19 protein-coding genes are annotated in these 18,630 nt (G+C 62.6%); 14 read left to right on the top strand and 5 right to left on the bottom strand.

Features of this window, described 5'->3' with window-relative positions:
* The 3 genes from AC07XM_RS29175 to AC07XM_RS29185 all read right to left on the bottom strand — a co-directional run.
* Window positions 1–1,222, bottom strand: a 1,222-nt coding sequence (locus tag AC07XM_RS29175; RefSeq protein WP_102690361.1) for an MFS transporter, incomplete at its 3' end; no start/stop codon positions are given.
* 273 nt (window positions 1,223–1,495) lie between these two features.
* Window positions 1,496–2,701, bottom strand: coding sequence for a transporter associated domain-containing protein (locus AC07XM_RS29180; RefSeq protein ID WP_016485142.1), 1,206 nt, complete (start codon window positions 2,699–2,701; stop codon window positions 1,496–1,498).
* 9 nt (window positions 2,702–2,710) lie between these two features.
* Window positions 2,711–3,520: a cytochrome C assembly family protein gene (locus AC07XM_RS29185; protein WP_016485143.1), complete on the bottom strand. Its 810-nt coding sequence runs from the start codon at window positions 3,518–3,520 to the stop codon at window positions 2,711–2,713.
* Between the two features lie 312 nt (window positions 3,521–3,832).
* Here AC07XM_RS29185 and ffh point away from each other — a divergent pair, with 312 nt between their 5' ends.
* The 12 genes from ffh (at window position 3,833) to AC07XM_RS29245 (ending at window position 13,672) form a co-directional block, all read left to right on the top strand.
* Window positions 3,833–5,209, top strand: coding sequence for a signal recognition particle protein (gene ffh / locus AC07XM_RS29190; protein WP_012270758.1), 1,377 nt, complete (start codon window positions 3,833–3,835; stop codon window positions 5,207–5,209).
* Window positions 5,210–5,455: 246 nt separating this feature from the next.
* Window positions 5,456–5,707 carry a 30S ribosomal protein S16 gene (gene rpsP, locus AC07XM_RS29195; RefSeq protein WP_008094480.1) on the top strand — a complete coding sequence of 84 codons (252 nt, stop codon included), beginning with the start codon at window positions 5,456–5,458 and terminating at the stop codon, window positions 5,705–5,707.
* Window positions 5,708–5,712: 5 nt separating this feature from the next.
* The gene (gene rimM, locus AC07XM_RS29200) at window positions 5,713–6,249 is read left to right on the top strand and encodes a ribosome maturation factor RimM (protein WP_023047325.1); all 537 of its coding nucleotides are present in this window, start codon (window positions 5,713–5,715) and stop codon (window positions 6,247–6,249) included.
* A gap of 3 nt (window positions 6,250–6,252) precedes the next feature.
* Window positions 6,253–7,005: a tRNA (guanosine(37)-N1)-methyltransferase TrmD gene (trmD, locus tag AC07XM_RS29205; RefSeq protein ID WP_003252146.1), complete on the top strand. Its 753-nt coding sequence runs from the start codon at window positions 6,253–6,255 to the stop codon at window positions 7,003–7,005.
* 42 nt (window positions 7,006–7,047) lie between these two features.
* A complete protein-coding gene (rplS, locus tag AC07XM_RS29210) occupies window positions 7,048–7,398 on the top strand; it encodes a 50S ribosomal protein L19 (RefSeq protein ID WP_003252148.1) in 351 nt (116 codons plus the stop codon).
* A gap of 128 nt (window positions 7,399–7,526) precedes the next feature.
* Window positions 7,527–7,937 (top strand): acyl-CoA thioesterase, encoded by a 411-nt coding sequence (locus AC07XM_RS29215; RefSeq protein WP_102690158.1) that lies wholly within the window; start codon window positions 7,527–7,529, stop codon window positions 7,935–7,937.
* A gap of 172 nt (window positions 7,938–8,109) precedes the next feature.
* A complete protein-coding gene (gene xerD, locus AC07XM_RS29220) occupies window positions 8,110–9,006 on the top strand; it encodes a site-specific tyrosine recombinase XerD (protein ID WP_016485146.1) in 897 nt (298 codons plus the stop codon).
* A 153-nt stretch (window positions 9,007–9,159) separates the two neighbouring features.
* A complete protein-coding gene (locus tag AC07XM_RS29225) occupies window positions 9,160–9,903 on the top strand; it encodes a thioredoxin fold domain-containing protein (protein WP_016485147.1) in 744 nt (247 codons plus the stop codon).
* 83 nt (window positions 9,904–9,986) lie between these two features.
* Window positions 9,987–11,291, top strand: a complete 1,305-nt coding sequence (locus tag AC07XM_RS29230; RefSeq protein ID WP_016485148.1) for a homoserine dehydrogenase — start codon at window positions 9,987–9,989, stop codon at window positions 11,289–11,291.
* 60 nt (window positions 11,292–11,351) lie between these two features.
* On the top strand, window positions 11,352–12,761 hold the full coding sequence (gene thrC / locus AC07XM_RS29235; RefSeq protein ID WP_102690159.1) for a threonine synthase: 1,410 nt from the start codon (window positions 11,352–11,354) through the stop codon (window positions 12,759–12,761).
* 131 nt (window positions 12,762–12,892) lie between these two features.
* Window positions 12,893–13,312: an ANTAR domain-containing protein gene (locus tag AC07XM_RS29240; RefSeq protein WP_102690160.1), complete on the top strand. Its 420-nt coding sequence runs from the start codon at window positions 12,893–12,895 to the stop codon at window positions 13,310–13,312.
* Window positions 13,313–13,390: 78 nt separating this feature from the next.
* Window positions 13,391–13,672, top strand: coding sequence for a DUF3509 domain-containing protein (locus AC07XM_RS29245; RefSeq protein WP_016485151.1), 282 nt, complete (start codon window positions 13,391–13,393; stop codon window positions 13,670–13,672).
* Window positions 13,673–13,844: 172 nt separating this feature from the next.
* Here the strand turns inward: AC07XM_RS29245 and AC07XM_RS29250 are convergent, their stop codons facing one another.
* Entirely contained in the window at window positions 13,845–14,720 is an 876-nt protein-coding gene (locus AC07XM_RS29250) for a TIGR02285 family protein (RefSeq protein ID WP_102690161.1), read from the bottom strand.
* A 21-nt stretch (window positions 14,721–14,741) separates the two neighbouring features.
* Entirely contained in the window at window positions 14,742–15,941 is a 1,200-nt protein-coding gene (locus AC07XM_RS29255; RefSeq protein WP_023047322.1) for a CaiB/BaiF CoA transferase family protein, read from the bottom strand.
* A gap of 131 nt (window positions 15,942–16,072) precedes the next feature.
* On the opposite strand from AC07XM_RS29255, the gene AC07XM_RS29260 reads away from it, so the two are divergent.
* Both AC07XM_RS29260 and recJ read left to right on the top strand, forming a co-directional pair.
* Window positions 16,073–16,615, top strand: coding sequence for a YaeQ family protein (locus AC07XM_RS29260; protein WP_016485154.1), 543 nt, complete (start codon window positions 16,073–16,075; stop codon window positions 16,613–16,615).
* Window positions 16,616–16,623: 8 nt separating this feature from the next.
* Entirely contained in the window at window positions 16,624–18,333 is a 1,710-nt protein-coding gene (gene recJ, locus AC07XM_RS29265; RefSeq protein ID WP_102690162.1) for a single-stranded-DNA-specific exonuclease RecJ, read from the top strand.
* The last annotated feature ends 297 nt before the right edge of the window (window positions 18,334–18,630 follow it).

The raw sequence follows: 18,630 nt of genomic DNA on the forward strand, positions 1-18,630 counted from the left end.
CCCCCACCCAGCTCAACCCGCCCATGCTGACCAGCTTCTGGGCAAAGAACGGTGCCGCCGAGGCGCCGACAATGCCGCCCAGGTTGTACGCCGCCGAAGCCCCGGTATAACGCACGTGGGTCGGGAACAGTTCAGGCAGCAGTGCCCCCATCGGCGCAAAGGTCACGCCCATCAGGAACAGCTCGATCGCCAGGAACAGCGCCACACCGGCCGTCGACCCCGAAGTCAGCAGCGGCTCCATGGTAAAGCCTGAGGCTACCGCCAGCAGGCCGCCGACGATAAGCACCGGCTTGCGCCCGTAACGGTCGCTGAGCCAGGCCGACAGCGGCGTCGCCAAGGCCATGAACACCACCGCGAAGCACAGCAGGCCAAGGAATGTCTCGCGGCTGTAACCCAGCGTGGTCACGCCATAGCTCAGCGAGAACACCGTGGAGATATAGAACAGCGCATAGCACACCACCATCGCTGCAGCGCCCAGCAGGGTAGGCACCCAATAGTTGGAAAACAGCTCGAACACTGGCATTTTCACCCGCTCATGGCGGGCGACAGCCTTGGCGAAGACCGGGCTTTCTTCAAGCTTCAGGCGCACATACAGGCCCACCAGTACCAGCGCGGCACTGAGCAAGAACGGAATACGCCAGCCCCATTCACGGAACTGCTCGTCGCTGAGCGTCAGGGCCAGGGTCAGGAACAGGCCGTTGGCGGCCAAAAAGCCGATCGAAGGGCCCAGCTGCGGGAACATGCCGAACCAGGCGCGCTTGCCCTCCGGGGCGTTCTCGGTGGCCAGCAACGCCGCGCCACCCCATTCACCGCCCAGGCCCAGTCCTTGGCCAAAGCGCAGCAGGCAAAGAATGATCGGCGCCCACACGCCAATACTGTCATAGCCAGGCAGCACGCCGATGGCCGTGGTAGAGACGCCCATCAGCAGCAGCGAGGCAACCAAGGTCGACTTGCGGCCGATGCGGTCGCCAAAGTGGCCGAACAGCGCCGAACCCAGCGGGCGGGCGAGAAAGGCGATGCCAAAGGTGAGGAAGGCTGCCAGCATTTGCGCGGTGCTCGACCCGGACGGGAAGAACACCGGGCCGATCACCAGGGCTGCAGCGGTGGCGTAGACATAGAAATCGTAGAACTCGATGGCGGTGCCGATGAAGCTGGCAGTGGCGACCCGCGCGGGCGAGTTGACCGGCGCATCAGGCGCTTCGGCATAGGTGCTGCTTGTCATTGAATAGGTCCCTGACAGTCTGGTCCGGCTCCATGGGCATGGCCCGCAGCGGCGTGCCGAAAAAAGGCAGGCACGGTTGCGCGGGCGCCGGAGCGTTTTGTTGTTGTGTGCGCACGACTGACGATAGCCCAAGGGGGGTAGGGGCGGCGCGGGCACTGTTCGGGGTGTTGAAGCAGGACCGCAGGGCGTGTCAGTGGAGCGGACTGGCCGTGGAACGCCGGGTGCGGGTAGCAGGCGTGGCGGCGGGGCTGGGTAAGCGTGACCCGAGTATAGCTATCGGGTCACCGTCCACACCAGTACCTTGCTGGCACAATTGTCCTCTGTTTCGAGGATTTCCAGGCGATAGCGGCCGATCTTCAGGCAAACGGCGGTTTCCGGGATGCTTTCCAACGCTTCGGTCACCAGCCCGTTGAGGGTTTTCGGCCCGCCGTCGCAGGGCAGGTGCCAGCCCAGGGTGCGGTTGATCTCGCGCAGCGAGGCGTTGCCGTCGATGACGAAGGTGCCGTCGGATTGCGGGTGTACATGGGGGTTTTCCAGGCTCTGTTCGTCCTCGAACTCGCCAACGATCTCTTCGAGGATGTCTTCCAGGGTGACGATGCCCTGCACCTCGCCGTACTCGTCCACCACCACACCCAACCGGCGCTGTTGCTTGTGGAAGTTCAGCAGCTGCATTTGCAAGGGCGTGCTTTCCGGCACGAAATAGGGTTCGTAGCAGGCGCCGTGCAGTGCCTCCAGGGTCAGGTCGGCCTTGGGTAGCAGGTGGCTGATCAGCTTGGTGTTGAGGATTGCTTCGACCTGATTGATGTCGTTGTGGTAGACCGGCAAGCGGGTATGGCGGCTGACGATCAACTGCTCGATGATGCGCTCGATCGGCTCGTCGAGGTTGATGCCGTCCACTTCGTTGCGCGGTACCAGAATGTCGTTGACGGTGATCTTGTCCAGCGCCTGCAGGCCATCGAGCAGACCATGGCGGGGTGTTTCGTGCTCCTCGTCTTCGTCGAAGTCGTCGGCTTCCTGCGGGTGCAGGGCCACGGCCGTGGGTTGCACGCGGAACGGGCGCAGCAGCAGCTTGGCGAAACCGTCCAGCAGGCAGGCCAGTGGCTGCAGCAGGGCGAGGGGCACTTTCAGCAGGCTGGTACCGAGGTTGACACATGCCTGTGGGTTGCGCCGGGCCAGGCGCCGCGGCAGGTACTCGGCAAACACCAGCAAGGTGAGGGTTGCGGCCAGCCCTGCCAGCCAGAAGCCGTGCTCGCCGCTATGGCGCTGGCCCACCAGGCAGGCCAGGCCCAACACCAGCAGCTTGCCCAGGCTGGCGCACAGCACCAGGGCCTGTGCCGGGAGCACGGGCTGGCCGTCCTCGTGGGCGCGCAGGGTGCCATTGAGCTGCAGTCGGGCGGCTTCCACCGTGGTGAACAGCGCCGACCACAGCAGCGCCAGTGCCAAAGTGCCGAATAGCGGTGCGTACGGCAGTGTGTCCATGAGCGGCCGTCAGATATGCAGGATGAATTCGCGAACCAGCTTGCTGCCGAAATAGGCCAGCATCAGCAGGCAGAAACCGGCCAGCGTCCAGCGGATGGCCTTGTGGCCACGCCAGCCCAGGCGGGTGCGGCCCCACAGCAGTACGCTGAACACCACCCAGGCGACACAGGCCAGCAAGGTCTTGTGTACCAGGTGCTGGGCGAACAGGTTGTCGAGGAACAGCCAGCCGGAGATCAGCGACAGCGACAGCAGGCACCAGCCGGCCCAGAGGAAGCCGAACAGCAGGCTTTCCATGGTTTGCAGGGGCGGGAAATTCCGGATCAGCCCGGACGGGTGCTTGTGCTTCAACTGGTGGTCCTGCAGCAGCAACAGCAGCGACTGGAACACCGCGATGGTAAACAGCCCGTACGCCAGGATCGACAGCAGGATATGCGCGAGGATGCCCGGCTCTTCGTTGATCAGCGGCACTGTGCCAGGTGGCGCGAACTGCGCCAGCAGTGCAGTCACCGCACCCAGCGGGAACAGCAGCACCAGCAGGTTTTCCACCGGTATGCGCAGGCAGGCCACCAGGGTCAGGGCGATGACGGCCACGGCGATCAGGCTGGCGGCGCTGAAGAAGTCCAGGCTCAGGCCCAGCGGGGTGATCAGCTGGAAGTACAGTGCACCGGCCTGGGCGAGCACCGCAAAAGTACCCAGCAGGGCAAGCAGGCGCTTGTCGGACTTGCGGCCCTGGGCCAGGTGCGAACCCTGGTAGATGGCCGCCGCTATATAAAGGCCGGCAGCGATCAGGTTGGGGATGAGGCTGGGAGAGGAAACCATAAGTCCTGGTTGGCGAGCCTTAAAGAGACGGAGTTTGGCATAGATTCCGCTGATCAAGGAAGACTGAAGGCTTGTGTCAGGGCATTCGCGGGCTCGCCCGCTCCCACAGGTCCAGCGCAGGTCGCAATAGGGTGGGGATCCGGTGGGAGCGGGCGTGCCCGCGAAGGGGGCACTGCAGCCACCGAATGTCTCCCAAGGTGTGCGCCGCCGCTGCACTTCGCTATAATCGCCGCCTTGCTGTGCCCGGCGGGTGTGTATTTCCCCCAGGGTGCCTGACAAACCTCGGCTTTTACTGGGCCTGAAAGGATCACCATGTTCGAAAACCTGACCGACCGCCTGTCACAGACGCTGCGCCATGTCACCGGCAAGGCCAAGCTGACCGAAGACAACATCAAGGACACGCTGCGCGAAGTGCGCATGGCCCTGCTTGAGGCCGACGTTGCCCTGCCGGTGGTCAAGGATTTCGTCAATAGCGTCAAGGAGCGTGCGGTCGGCACCGAAGTGTCGCGCAGCCTGACCCCGGGCCAGGCGTTCGTGAAGATCGTCCAGGCCGAGCTGGAAAGCCTGATGGGCGCGGCCAACGAAGACCTTGCCCTGAACGCCGCACCGCCTGCCGTTGTACTGATGGCCGGCCTGCAGGGCGCCGGTAAGACCACCACTGCCGGCAAGCTCGCGCGCTTCCTTAAAGAGCGCAAGAAAAAGAGCGTGATGGTGGTGTCCGCCGACGTCTACCGTCCGGCGGCGATCAAGCAGCTGGAAACCCTGGCCAACGACATCGGCGTCACCTTCTTCCCGTCCGACATCAGCCAGAAGCCGGTGGCCATTGCCGAAGCGGCCATCCGCGAAGCCAAGCTGAAGTTCATCGACGTGGTCATCGTCGACACCGCCGGCCGTCTGCACATCGACGCCGACATGATGGACGAGATCAAGGCGCTGCACGCTGCAGTCAAGCCGATCGAGACCCTGTTCGTGGTCGACGCCATGACCGGCCAGGACGCCGCCAACACTGCCAAGGCCTTTGGCGAGGCCCTGCCACTCACCGGCGTGGTGCTGACCAAGGTGGACGGTGATGCCCGTGGCGGTGCTGCACTGTCGGTGCGTGCCATTACCGGCAAGCCGATCAAGTTCATCGGTATGGGTGAGAAGACCGAGGCCCTCGAGCCGTTCCACCCTGACCGCGTCGCTTCGCGCATCCTCGGCATGGGTGACGTGCTCAGCCTGATCGAGCAAGCCGAGCAGACCATCGACAAGGCCAAGGCCGACAAGCTGGCCAAGAAGCTGAAGAAGGGCAAGGGCTTCGACCTCGAAGACTTCCGCGACCAGCTGCAACAGATGAAGAACATGGGCGGCCTGGGCGGCCTGATGGACAAGCTGCCGAGCATCGGTGGGGTCAACCTGTCGCAGATGGGCAACGCCCAGGGCGCGGCCGAGAAACAGTTCAAGCAGATGGAAGCGATCATCAACTCCATGACCCCGGCCGAGCGCCGCGACCCTGACCTGATCAGTGGTTCGCGCAAGCGCCGTATCGCCTTGGGTTCCGGCACGCAGGTGCAGGACATCGGCCGGCTGATCAAGCAGCACAAGCAAATGCAGAAGATGATGAAGAAATTCTCCGCCAAAGGCGGCATGGCCAAGATGATGCGCGGCTTGGGCGGGATGCTGCCAGGCGGCGGCATGCCGAAGCTGTAATCCCTATTCCGGGAGCCCGCCTTTAGCGGGGCAGGCTTCCAGAACCCCCGCCTGGCGGGGCAACTGCCGTTGATTTAGCGGCTAAATCGGCAAATCTGGACGGTGGGGCAATGCCTTGCCGAAAAAGTCATTTGCAAATGTCCGTGTATTCCCCGAGAATATGCGGCCTTTTGGGCACCCGTGTGCCTATTTGGCATTCAGATTTGCAGTACAAACTGCAACACCGACTATAGGAACGATGTTCACATGGTAACCATTCGTCTGGCCCGTGGCGGCTCGAAAAAGCGCCCATTCTACCACCTGACCGTGACCAACTCGCGTAACGCCCGTGACGGCCGTTTCGTTGAGCGCGTTGGCTTCTTCAACCCGATCGCATCGGGCGCCGAAGTCAAGCTGTCGGTCAACCAAGAGCGCGTCACCTACTGGCTGAGCCAGGGCGCACAGCCGTCTGAGCGTGTTGCTCAGCTGCTGAAGGACGCTGCCAAGGCCGCTGCCTGAACAGTATGAACGCGACGCCAGAAAAGGCTGACGACCTCATCGTCGTTGGCAAGATTTTTTCGGTTCACGGCGTTCGCGGCGAGGTGAAGGTGTATTCCTTTACCGATCCGATTGAAAACCTGTTGGATTATCCCGGCTGGACGCTTCGGCACGAAGGCAAGGTAAAGCAGGTCGAGCTGGTCAGCGGTCGTGGCTCCCAAAAGGGCCTGGTCGTGAAGTTGAAAGGCCTCGATGATCGTGATGAAGCCCGTCTTCTGAGCGGTTACGAAATCTGCATTGCGCGGAGCCTTTTGCCCAACCTGGCTGCCGACGAGTACTACTGGTACCAGTTGGTAGGTCTGAAGGTCATCAACCAGGACGAACAGCTGTTCGGCAAGGTCGATCACCTGTTGGAGACCGGTGCGAACGATGTAATGGTGGTCAAGCCCTGCGCAGGCAGCCTGGATGATCGCGAGCGTCTGTTGCCCTACACGGCGCAATGCGTGCTCAACGTCGACCTGGAAGCAGGCGTGATGCGGGTCGAATGGGACGCGGACTTCTAAACGATGGGTAACCTTCGCGTAGACGTCATCACGTTGTTCCCCGAGATGTTCTCGGCCATCACGGAGTACGGCATTACCAGCCGCGCGGTGAAACAGGGGTTGCTTCAGGTAACTTGCTGGAACCCGCGGGACTACACCACAGATCGTCACCACACGGTAGATGATCGGCCGTTTGGCGGTGGTCCGGGCATGGTGATGAAAATCAAGCCTCTGGAAGACGCCCTGGTTAGCGCCAGGCAAGCGACCGGAGCTGCGGCGAAGGTGATCTACCTCTCGCCACAAGGCCGCAAGCTGACTCAGCAGGCGGTCAAAGGCCTGGCCGAACAGGAATCGTTGATCCTGATCGCCGGTCGTTATGAAGGCATCGACGAGCGCTTTATCGAGGCTCATGTCGATGAGGAGTGGTCGATTGGTGACTATGTGCTTTCCGGTGGCGAGCTGCCGGCCATGGTACTGATCGATGCGGTTACACGGCTGCTGCCCGGAGCTTTAGGGCATGTGGACTCGGCGGAAGAAGACTCCTTCACCGACGGTCTGCTGGATTGCCCGCACTACACCCGACCTGAGGTGTATGCGGATCAGCGTGTTCCCGACGTGTTGCTAAGTGGCAACCATGCACATATCCGGCGTTGGAGGATGAAGCAGTCCCTTGGTAGGACCTTCGAACGACGCGCCGATCTTCTGGAAAGTCGCTCGCTTTCTGGAGAAGAGAAGAAGCTGCTCGAGGAATACCTCCGCGAGCGGGACGATAGTTAAACGTATCGATGGTGGATCGCGTATCCATCTTAGGAGCACAGCATGACCAACAAGATCATCCAGCAGCTCGAAGCCGAGCAGATGAGCAAGGAAATCCCGACCTTCGCACCAGGCGACACCGTTGTTGTCCAGGTTAAAGTGAAGGAAGGTGAGCGTTCCCGTCTGCAGGCGTTCGAAGGCGTTGTTATCGCCAAGCGTAACCGCGGTCTGAACAGCGCCTTCACCGTGCGCAAGATCTCCAGCGGCGTTGGCGTAGAGCGTACCTTCCAGACCTACAGCCCGCAAATCGACAGCCTGGCCGTGAAACGTCGTGGTGACGTGCGTAAAGCCAAGCTGTACTACCTGCGCGACCTGTCCGGCAAAGCCGCTCGCATCAAGGAAAAACTGTCCTGAGTACAGTTTGCCCGGTGGCCAAGGCCGCCTAGCGAGAAAAAAGCAGCCCTCGGGCTGCTTTTTTTGTGGGAGCGGGTTTACCCGCGAAGGGCGCGCAATGGCCCGCCCGCTGTATGATGGAGTAACCCATGAGCACTGCCCGAGACCAGGAAATCCAGCGCCGCACCGAGTTGTCGGTGACCCGCGTGACCAAGGCGGTGTTCCCCAACACCACCAACCATCACAACACACTGTTCGGCGGTACCGCCCTGGCCTGGATGGACGAAGTGTCGTTCATCGCCGCCACGCGTTTTTGCCGCCTGCCGCTGGTGACCGTGTCCACCGACCGCATCGACTTCAAGCACCCGATCCCGGCGGGCTCTATCGTTGAATTGGTGGGCTCGGTGGTCAAGGTTGGCAATACCAGCCTGCAGGTGCAGGTGGACGTGTTTGTCGAGAACATGTACCTGGACGGCCGCGAGCGGGCGATTCACGGTGTCTTCAGCTTCGTCGCCATCGATGAGGACAAGCGCCCTGTGCCCGTTTTGCCCCAGGCCTGAGCTTTTCCTGCACCGGCCTCTTCGCGGCTGAAGCCGCTCCCACAGGGGTAAGACAATTCCTGATCTTGTGGCAAACCCTGTGGGAGCGGCTTTAGCCGCGAGGAGGCCAGTACAGACAACCTGTCAGCTGCTGTGAAACACTAAGCCAACGTCCAACACCCAGCAGCCCCGAATGCCCGCCCTAGACCACCCCCTGATCGACCAGTTTCTCGACGCCCTGTGGCTTGAAAAAGGCCTGTCCGACAACACCCGCGTGTCTTATCGCAGCGATCTGGCGCTGTTTAACGGCTGGCTGCAGGAGCATTCGGTTTCCCTGCCCGACGCCGGCCGTGACCTGATCCTCGATCACCTCGCCTGGCGCCTCGATCAGGGCTATAAGCCACGCTCCACGGCGCGCTTTCTGTCCGGCCTGCGGGGTTTCTTCCGCTACCTGCTGCGCGAGAAGCTGGTGGCGATTGACCCGACCCTGCAGGTCGAGATGCCGCAACTGGGCAAGCCGCTGCCCAAGTCGTTGTCCGAAGCTGACGTTGAAGCCTTGCTGCAGGCCCCGGACCTGGGTGAAGCCATCGGCCAGCGTGACCGCGCCATGCTCGAAGTGCTGTATGCCTGCGGTCTGCGCGTCACCGAACTGGTCAGCCTGACCCTTGACCAGATCAACCTGCGCCAAGGTGTGCTTCGGGTGATGGGCAAGGGCAGCAAAGAGCGCCTGGTGCCCATGGGCGAAGAGGCAGTAGTGTGGCTGGAGCGCTACCAGCGCGATGGCCGCGCCGAGTTGCTCAATGGCCGCCCCAGCGACGTGCTGTTCCCCAGCCAGCGCGGCGAACAGATGACCCGCCAGACCTTCTGGCACCGCATCAAGCACCATGCCCGGGTGGCAGGTATCGACAAACCGCTGTCGCCACACACGCTGCGCCATGCCTTTGCCACTCACCTGCTCAACCATGGTGCCGACCTGCGCGTGGTCCAGATGCTGCTCGGCCACAGCGACCTCTCGACCACTCAGATCTACACCCACGTGGCCAAAGCCCGCCTGCAGCAGTTGCACGCACAGCATCACCCACGTGGATGAATGTTTTTCATGTTCCGCCGACTGGTCCTTGCAAGCCCCTTCACCGGTGGTGTGATGTGGTAGGCTTGGGCGGTTTGCACCAAGGGCCGCACGGCCACCGCGTATTTTCCGCAGGTGGCGCCCTCCGGCCCCTGTCCGCCTTCAGGAGTTCCCATGCGCGTGACCCAGTTTTTCGCCGCCGCCGCGTTGGCGCTGGCCAGTACCTTTGCCGTTGCCGCGGCAACCGACAGCAATGCCGTGGCCGAGCAGGCCATCCGCAAATCGCTGCAGAACCTCGAGCTGGAAGTGCCAGTAGAAAGCGTGGCCAGCAGCCCGCTCAACGGCCTGTATGAAGTCAAGCTGCAGGGCGGCCGCGTGTTGTATGCCAGCGCCGACGGCCAGTTCGTGATGCAGGGCTACCTGTTCCAGATCCAGGACGGCAAGCCGGTCAACCTCACCGAGAAGACCGAACGCCAAGGGGTTGCCAAACTCATCAACGGCATTCCAGCCGCCGAGATGGTGGTTTATCCTGCCAAAGGCGAGACCAAGTCGCACATCACCGTGTTCACCGACACCACCTGCCCGTATTGCCACAAATTGCACGCCGAAGTGCCCGAGTTGAACCGTCGCGGTATCGAAGTGCGCTATGTCGCCTTCCCGCGCCAAGGGCTCGGCTCGCCGGGTGACCAGCAGTTGCAGGCCGTGTGGTGCTCCAGTGACCGCCGCGGGGCGATGGACAAGATGGTCGAAGGTGAAGAGATCAAGGCCGCCAAGTGCGCCAACCCGGTCGGCAAGCAATTCCAGCTGGGCCAGTCGATCGGCGTCAACGGCACGCCGGCTATCGTCCTCGAAAGCGGCCAGGTCATTCCGGGCTACCAGCCGGCACCGCAGGTCGCCAAGCTGGCACTTGCCAAGTAATCCAATTCAGTACGCCGTCGTCATGGGGTGACGGCATGTTTCACGGTCGGCGAAGGTGTCGGCCGTTCAATGGGGAGTTCACAGTGAAACCGGTCAAAGTAGGCATCTGTGGGTTGGGGACCGTCGGTGGCGGAACCTTCAATGTACTTCAGCGCAACGCCGAGGAGATTGCCCGCCGTGCCGGGCGCGGTATTGAAGTGGCCCAGATCGCCATGCGCTCGCAGAACCCGAACTGCCAGATTACCGGTACCCCCATTACCGCTGACGTGTTCGAAGTTGCGAGCAACCCGGAGATCGATATCGTCATCGAGCTGATCGGTGGCTACACCATCGCCCGCGATCTGGTGCTCAAGGCCATCGAAAACGGCAAGCATGTGGTCACCGCCAACAAGGCGCTGATTGCCGTGCATGGTAACGAAATTTTTGCCAAGGCCCGCGAAAAGGGCGTGATCGTCGCCTTCGAAGCGGCCGTGGCGGGTGGCATCCCGGTGATCAAGGCCATCCGCGAAGGCCTGTCGGCCAACCGTATCAACTGGCTGGCCGGCATCATCAACGGCACCGGCAACTTCATCCTCACCGAAATGCGTGAGAAGGGCCGTGCCTTCCCGGACGTGCTGGCCGAAGCCCAGGCGCTGGGTTACGCCGAAGCCGACCCGACCTTCGACGTCGAAGGCATCGATGCCGCGCACAAGCTGACCATCCTGGCGTCGATCGCTTTCGGCATTCCGCTGCAGTTTGACAAGGCCTACACCGAAGGCATCACCCAGCTGACCACCGCTGACGTGAACTACGCCGAGGCCCTGGGTTACCGCATCAAGCACCTGGGCGTGGCGCGCCGCACCGCCGAAGGCATCGAGCTGCGCGTGCACCCGACGCTGATCCCGGCCGACCGCCTGATCGCCAACGTCAACGGTGTGATGAACGCCGTCATGGTCAACGGTGATGCTGCCGGTTCCACCTTGTATTACGGTGCTGGCGCCGGCATGGAGCCCACCGCTTCGTCGGTGGTCGGCGACCTGGTCGATGTGGTCCGCGCCATGACCTCCGACCCGGAAAACCGCGTACCGCACCTGGCCTTCCAGCCAGACTCGCTGTCGGCCCACCCGATCCTGCCGATCGAAGCCTGCAAAAGCGCCTACTACCTGCGCATCCAGGCCAAGGATCACCCAGGCGTACTGGCCCAGGTGGCCAGCATCCTGTCGGAGCGTGGCATCAACATCGAGTCGATCATGCAGAAGGAAGCCGAGGAGCAGGACGGCCTGGTGCCAATGATCCTCCTGACCCACGGCGTGGTCGAGCAGAGCATCAACGACGCCATCGTCGCCCTGGAAGCCCTGCAGGACGTGGTCGGCAAGGTCGTGCGCATCCGCGTCGAACAGCTCAACTAACAAACGAGTGCCGTCGGGCCGCCAGTGCGGCCCCGGCCCCAGCATTGAAGGTTTGCACCCATGCGCTATATCAGTACCCGCGGCCAGGCACCGGCCCTGAATTTCGAAGACGTGCTGCTGGCTGGCCTGGCCAGTGACGGCGGCCTGTACGTCCCCGAGAACCTGCCACGCTTTACCCAGGAAGAAATCGCCTCGTGGGCTGGCCTGCCGTACCACGAGCTGGCCTTCCGTGTGATGCGCCCGTTTGTTGAAGGCAGCATCGCCGACGCCGACTTCAAGAAGATCCTCGAAGAAACCTACGGCGAGTTCGCTCACGCTGCGGTCGCCCCGCTGCGTCAGCTGAACAGCAACGAGTGGGTGCTGGAGCTGTTCCACGGCCCGACCCTGGCGTTCAAGGACTTCGCCCTGCAACTGCTTGGCCGTCTGCTTGACCACGTGTTGGCCAAGCGTAACGAGCGCGTAGTGATCATCGGTGCCACCAGCGGTGATACCGGTTCCGCCGCCATCGAAGGCTGCCGCCGTTGCGACAACGTCGACATCTTCATCCTGCACCCGCACCAGCGCGTGTCTGAAGTGCAGCGCCGCCAAATGACCACCCTCTTCGGCGACAACATCCACAACATCGCCATCGAAGGCAACTTCGATGACTGCCAGGAAATGGTCAAGGCCAGCTTCGCTGACCAGTCGTTCCTCAAGGGCACCCGCCTGGTGGCAGTCAACTCGATCAACTGGGCGCGCATCATGGCCCAGATCGTCTACTACTTCCATGCAGCCCTGCAGTTGGGTGGCCCGGCGCGTTCGGTGGCATTCTCGGTGCCAACCGGCAACTTCGGCGATATCTTCGCCGGTTACCTGGCGCGCAACATGGGCCTGCCGGTCAGCCAGCTGATCGTCGCCACCAACCGCAACGACATCCTGCACCGTTTCATGAGCGGCAATCAGTACGTCAAGGAAACCCTGCACGCGACCCTGTCGCCGTCGATGGACATCATGGTCTCGTCCAACTTCGAGCGCCTGCTGTTCGACCTGCACGGTCGCAACGGTGGGGCGATTGCCGAGCTGATGGACAGCTTCAAACAAGGTGGCGGCTTCAGCGTCGAGCAAGGCCGCTGGAGCGAAGCCCGCAAGCTGTTCGACTCGCTGGCCGTGAGTGACGAGCAGACTTGCGAGACCATTGCCGAGGTCTTCGCCGCCACCGGTGAAGTGCTCGACCCGCATACCGCGATCGGGGTCAAGGCTGCCCGTGAGTGCCGCCGTAGCCTGGATACGCCAATGGTGGTGCTGGGTACCGCGCACCCGGTCAAGTTCCCGGAAGCGGTAGAGAAGGCGGGTGTAGGCAAGGCGCTGGAACTGCCGGCGCACCTCAGCGACTTGTTCAGCCGTGAAGAGCGTTGCACGGTGCTGGCCAATGACCTGAAAGCAGTCCAGGGCTTTGTCAGCCAGCACGGTAACCGCGGCAAGCCGCTGTAACTGCGTTGTCTTCTGGGGCCGCAACGCGGCTCCAGAAGCTCGGAATCTTCCCTCAAGCGTTTCAGAATAGTCCTATTCAGGCGCCTCAACGCGTAGCCTAAATTAGCCGGTCCTCTCACCAGGAGCGGCATATGCACCAGCCCTACGTGTTGATCCACCAGGCTCGCCCATCACACCAGATCATCCTGCACCAGGCCCTCAATGCCCAAGGCATGTTCAACGTGCGCATCAGCGCAAACGCAACCGACCTGGACGTCTGCCTGGCCGCTGAACGTGGGCCCGATCTGCTGATTCTTGACCATGCCATGCCAACCCGGGCGGGCCTTGCCTTGCTCGCACGGCAGCATCGATCACGTGCGCTGTTGTTCGTCGGCCAAGCCACTTCCAAACACCAGGACCTTGCTCAGGCGGCAAGAAACCGGGGCCTTTGGGTGCTCGCCGAACTCCCCTGGCCGCTTTCTACCACACGCCTGCAGCGTGCCTTGCAAGCGCTGCAAGCCCGCCCGTGGCGGCGTGTTCAAACTGTCACGTCTGCCACGCATGCTCACTGAAACTGCGCGGCATGACGAACTTTGCGCTGCGCTTGTTGGTCAGTTCCTTTAGATCCCACCACGCAGCGAGTGACCCGGATGGAAAGAATCTGCAAACTGCTCAACGAAGCCCTGACGCCTTACCAGGCCCAGCTCGGCGTTGCTGATGCCAGCGGTAATCGCCAATTGACCCTGCACGACCGTGTCGCCGGCATTACGCTACGGCGCACGGTCAGCGAGCGTCAGTTGCAAGAGCAGCGCCTGTTGATCGATCTGGTAGATGGCCTGCACCGTGACTTGCAGATCGCCGAAGGGCGTTTGCAGCCCTGTGTGATCGCGGCGCTGCAGCAGCGTCAGGAACCGAGGGGAACCTTTGCCTGAGTAGCTCATCAGACAGTGTAAGGGTAGCCAGCCAGTGCTTTGCTCCGGTGCTGGCAAGGCTACCTCGGGAAGCCTCAATGGCTTTCGCTTGGCCCCGGGCGTCTTCCCCAGCGTCCGGGGTTTCTTTTTTCCGGTAAGGCTTTTACAGGCCCCAGGCATGCTGATCAACCGGCTATTGGTCTTCGAAGAAGTGCTTGCTTTCTTCCAGGTAGTCTTCATGCAGCGCCGGGTCCAGCCAGCGCGCGTACCACTGCGGCAACACATTCCGGCGCAGTGCAGGCAAGAGCTGGTCGATATGCGCGATCGCTGCGCGCCCTAGCGGGCTGTCCGAGCAACCTACATGCAAAAACTGGTAGCGCGCCACCCCCTGCACAGGATGAAACTGGTAATCCGCCAGTGAGCCCCCTTGCTGCTGAATCAGATAACGCACTTCCGGCCAGTACCCGAGCACCATGCGCAGGCGCCCCAGCTGTTGCATCTGCAGCAGGTTGGCGGTGGCATCATTGCCGTAATGGCGGCTGAGCACGCTGTCGGGCAACTGGCGCAGGATGGCGTCAATCTGGGTGCCGTAGCTGCGCTCGGCAACAATTCCGAGCTTCAGCGAGTCGTTGCTCAGCAGGCCATGCAGGTCTACCTGCTGCCCGTCGAGGTAGGGTGCCACCAGCGCCTGGTTTTCCTGGCGCAGCACCAGGCCACCGCTGAGCACGCCCAGCGATGGCATGGAAAAGCGCACATATTCGGCACGTTCCGCGGTCCATAGCAGTGTCGGGTCGCAGGTGAAGCTGTTGCGGTCTTGCAGCATCTGGATGCCGCGGGCGCGGTTGACCCGTACGATGCTGTGGTCGTATTCAGTCATCTGCCCGATGAGCAGCGGCAACAACTGGTCGATTACCCCTTGGCCTTTTTCCGTGCCGTGAAAAATGGTGAAGGGCGGCAGGTCACGTACCAGCCAGACGATGCGTTCTTTGGCACTGACCGGCTGCAGGAGCAATGCGGGCAGTAGCCCGCACAGCAGGATCAGGTGGCGTAACCCGCGGGCAGCGCGCATGGGCGAGGGCGGCGGCAGGCGTCAGACCGCGCCGGCTTCGCGCAGGCCGGCAATGGCCGCCGCGTCATAGCCCAGGCGGGTAAGCAGTGCTTCGGTATGTTCGCCCAGCGCCGGGCCGACCCACTCGGTGGAACCAGGCGTATCCGACAGCTTGGGCACGATGCCCGGCATGCGGAATGGCTTGCCGTCCGGCAGCTTGGCTTGCAAGAACATCTCCCGCGCCAGGTACTGCGGGTCCTTGAACATGTCCTCGGCCGAATAGATACGGCTGGCGGGCACTTCGGCTGTGGTCAGTACCTGCATCAATTGCTCCAGGGGCAGGCTGTTGGCCCAGCGGTCGATCACCCCGTACAGTTCGTCTCGGCGCAGGTCACGGCCATCGTTGCTGGCCAAGGTCGGGTCTTCTGCCAGGTCGGCACGGCCGATGGCCTGCATGAAGCGCTTGAAGATTGCATCGCCGTTGGCGCCGATCTGCACGTGCTTGCCGTCGGCGCTGGTATGGATCGAGGAGGGCGTGATACCCGGCATGATGTTGCCGGTGCGCTCGCGGATAAAGCCGAACACATCGAATTCCGGGACCATGCTTTCCATCATGGCGAAAATCGCCTCGTACAGCGCCACGTCCACCACCTGGCCCTGGCCGCCATTGACTTCACGGTGGCGCAGCGCCATCAGCGCGCCGATTACCCCCCACAAGGCGGCAATCGAGTCACCGATGGAAATGCCCGTGCGCACCGGCGGGCGGTCGTCGAAGCCGGTGATGTAGCGCAAACCGCCCATCGACTCGCCCACGGCGCCAAAGCCCGGCTGGTCTTTCATCGGCCCGGTCTGGCCAAAGCCCGAAAGGCGCACCATCACCAGGCCCGGGTTCAGCGCATGCAGCACATCCCAGCCCAGGCCGAGCTTTTCCAGCACGCCCGGGCGGAAGTTCTCGATCAGGATGTCGGCGTCGGCCAGCAGGCGCTTCAGAATCTCGCGGCCCTCGGGGTGCTTGAGGTTGAGGGTGAGTGATTGCTTGTTGCGCGCCTGCACGAACCACCACAGCGAAGTGCCCTCGTACAGCTTGCGCCACTTGCGCAACGGGTCGCCGCCGTCGGGGGATTCGACCTTGATCACCTCGGCGCCGAATTCGGCACAGATGCGCGAGGCAAACGGCCCGGCAATCAGGGTGCCAAGTTCGACAACTTTGAGGCCGGCGAGGGGTTTGCTGGGCGTCGACATGGGGTATCCGTGGCAGCTGGGCAGAGCCGTGGTTTTATCACACGTCGGTTTCGCCGGGTACTGCTGCGGCGCATGGAGAGAGCGGATGGGTTAGACTGTGCCACTTTTCTTTTGCACGAAGCCCGTCGACCATGGCCCAGCCGTCCACCACCTACAAGTTCGAATTGAATCTGACCGACCTTGATCGCAATGTCTACGAAAGCGTCAAGCAGACCATTGCCCGCCATCCTTCGGAAACGGAAGAGCGTATGGCGGTTCGTCTGTTGGCGTACGCGCTCTGGTACAACGAGAACTTGTCGTTTGGCCGCGGTCTTTCGGATGTCGATGAGCCGGCGCTGTGGGAAAAGAGCCTGGATGATCGCGTGTTGCACTGGATCGAAGTTGGCCAGCCAGACGCCGACCGCCTGACCTGGTGCTCGCGCCGTACCGAACGCACCAGCCTGCTGGCCTATGGCAGCCTGCGTGTGTGGGAAGGCAAGGTGGTAGGTGCCGTGAAGAACCTGAAAAACCTGAACATCGCTGCCGTGCCTCAGGAGGTGCTGGAGACGCTGGCTACCGACATGCCGCGCAGCATCAAGTGGGACGTGATGATCAGTGAAGGTACGGTGTTCGTGACCGATGACCGTGGCCAGCACGAGGTGCAACTGCAGTGGCTGCTCGGTGAGCGTGGCTGAAGCGACCTATGCGTATCGAACCTCGCCCCCTGCCGCCGACACTGCCATTTCTGGGTAACTTGCCACCCTTGCTGACCCGTCTGTACGCCGCGCGCGGCGTACAGTGCGAGGCCGAGCTCGACAAAAGCCTGGCGCGCCTGCTGCCGTACCAGCAACTCAAGGGCATCGAGGCCGGTGTCGACCTGCTGGTCGAGGCGCTGGACCAGCGCCAGCGCATTCTTATCGTTGGCGATTTCGATGCCGATGGCGCCACGGCCAGCACCGTCGGGGTGCTGGGCCTGCGGCTGCTGGGTGCGGCCCACGTCGATTACCTGGTGCCCAACCGCTTCGAATACGGCTATGGCCTGACCCCGGAAATCGTCGAGGTGGCGCTGCAGCGTCAGCCGCAACTGCTGATCACCGTGGACAATGGTATTTCCAGCGTCGAGGGTGTGGCGGCAGCCAAGGCCGCCGGGCTCAAGGTGCTGGTCACTGACCACCACCTGCCAGGCCAGCAACTGCCCGATGCCGACGCTATCATCAACCCCAACCAGCCTGGCTGTACGTTCCCGAGCAAGGCGCTGGCCGGGGTAGGGGTGATCTTCTATGTGCTGATGGCCCTGCGCGCGCGCCTGCGCAGCCTGGGGCGCTATGAGACGCAAGCACAGCCGAACATCGGCGAGCTGCTCGACCTGGTCGCGTTGGGCAGCGTTGCCGACGTGGTGCCGCTGGATGCCAACAACCGCATCCTGGTGCATCAGGGCCTTGAGCGCATCCGCGCCGGTCGCGCCCGCCCAGGGCTTAAAGCAATTCTCGAAGTGGCCCGCCGCGATCACCGGCGTATCACCTCGACTGACCTTGGCTTCATCCTGGGCCCGCGGCTGAACGCCGCCGGTCGCCTGGACGACATGAGCCTGGGCATCGAGTGCCTGCTGTGCGAAGACGCGGCGCTGGCCCAGCACATGGCCCAGCAGCTTGACGAGTTGAACCAGGACCGCAAGTCCATCGAGCAGGGCATGCAACGCGAGGCCCTGGCCCAGCTCAAGGACCTGCCGGTGGAGTCCATGCCGTATGGGTTGTGCCTGTTCGATGCCGACTGGCACCAGGGCGTGATCGGTATTCTGGCTTCGCGGCTGAAAGAGCGTTACCACCGGCCTACCATCGCCTTCGCCGATGCCGGTGAAGGCATGCTCAAAGGGTCGGCGCGGTCGGTACCAGGCTTCCACATCCGCGATGCACTGGATGCCGTGGCGGCGCGCCACCCACAACTGATCAGCAAGTTCGGCGGCCACGCCATGGCTGCGGGCTTATCGTTGCCTGAGGGTAATTTCCCGGCCTTTGCCGAGGCGTTTGACGAAGAAGTGCGTCGCCAGCTGCGTGAGGAAGACCTGACAGGCCGGCTGTTGTCAGATGGCAGCCTGGCCGTGGAGGAATTTCACCTCGACCTGGCCAAGGCCCTGCGCCATGCCGGGCCTTGGGGCCAGCATTTCCCCGAGCCGCTGTTCCACGGCGTGTTCCAGCTGGTGGAGCAGCGCGTGGTGGGCGAGCGGCACCTGAAGGTGGTGCTCAAGAGCGAGTGTGGTTCGGTGCGACTGGATGGCATTGCTTTTGGCGTCGACCGCGAAGTGTGGCCGAACCCGACCGTGCGCTGGGTCGAACTGGCGTACAAGCTGGATGTGAACGAGTTTCGTGGCAACGAAAGTGTGCAGTTGATGATTGCCCACATGGAGCCGCGCTGACGGGGTCGCTGGGCTTGCCTTGAGTTGTTTGGTGTGGCGGAAATCGAGCGCCGCCCGCGCGGCGCATCGCGACGCAAGGCCGCTCCCACATTTGTTGCAACGTGCCAAACCTGCAAGGCCATGGTTGCGCGCCTTGTTGATCTGACGATGCCTGTGCGCTGACGCTGTTATCGCTCCACCAGCCTTCCGTCATGCACCAAGGCTGACAACCATGGCCTCACAGACATGGCCACGTTGCAACAAATGTGGGAGCGGCCTTGCGTCGCGATGCGCCGCGCGGGCGGCGCTCGATCTCAC

Source organism: Pseudomonas sp. GW460-LB5 (assembly GCF_059423245.1).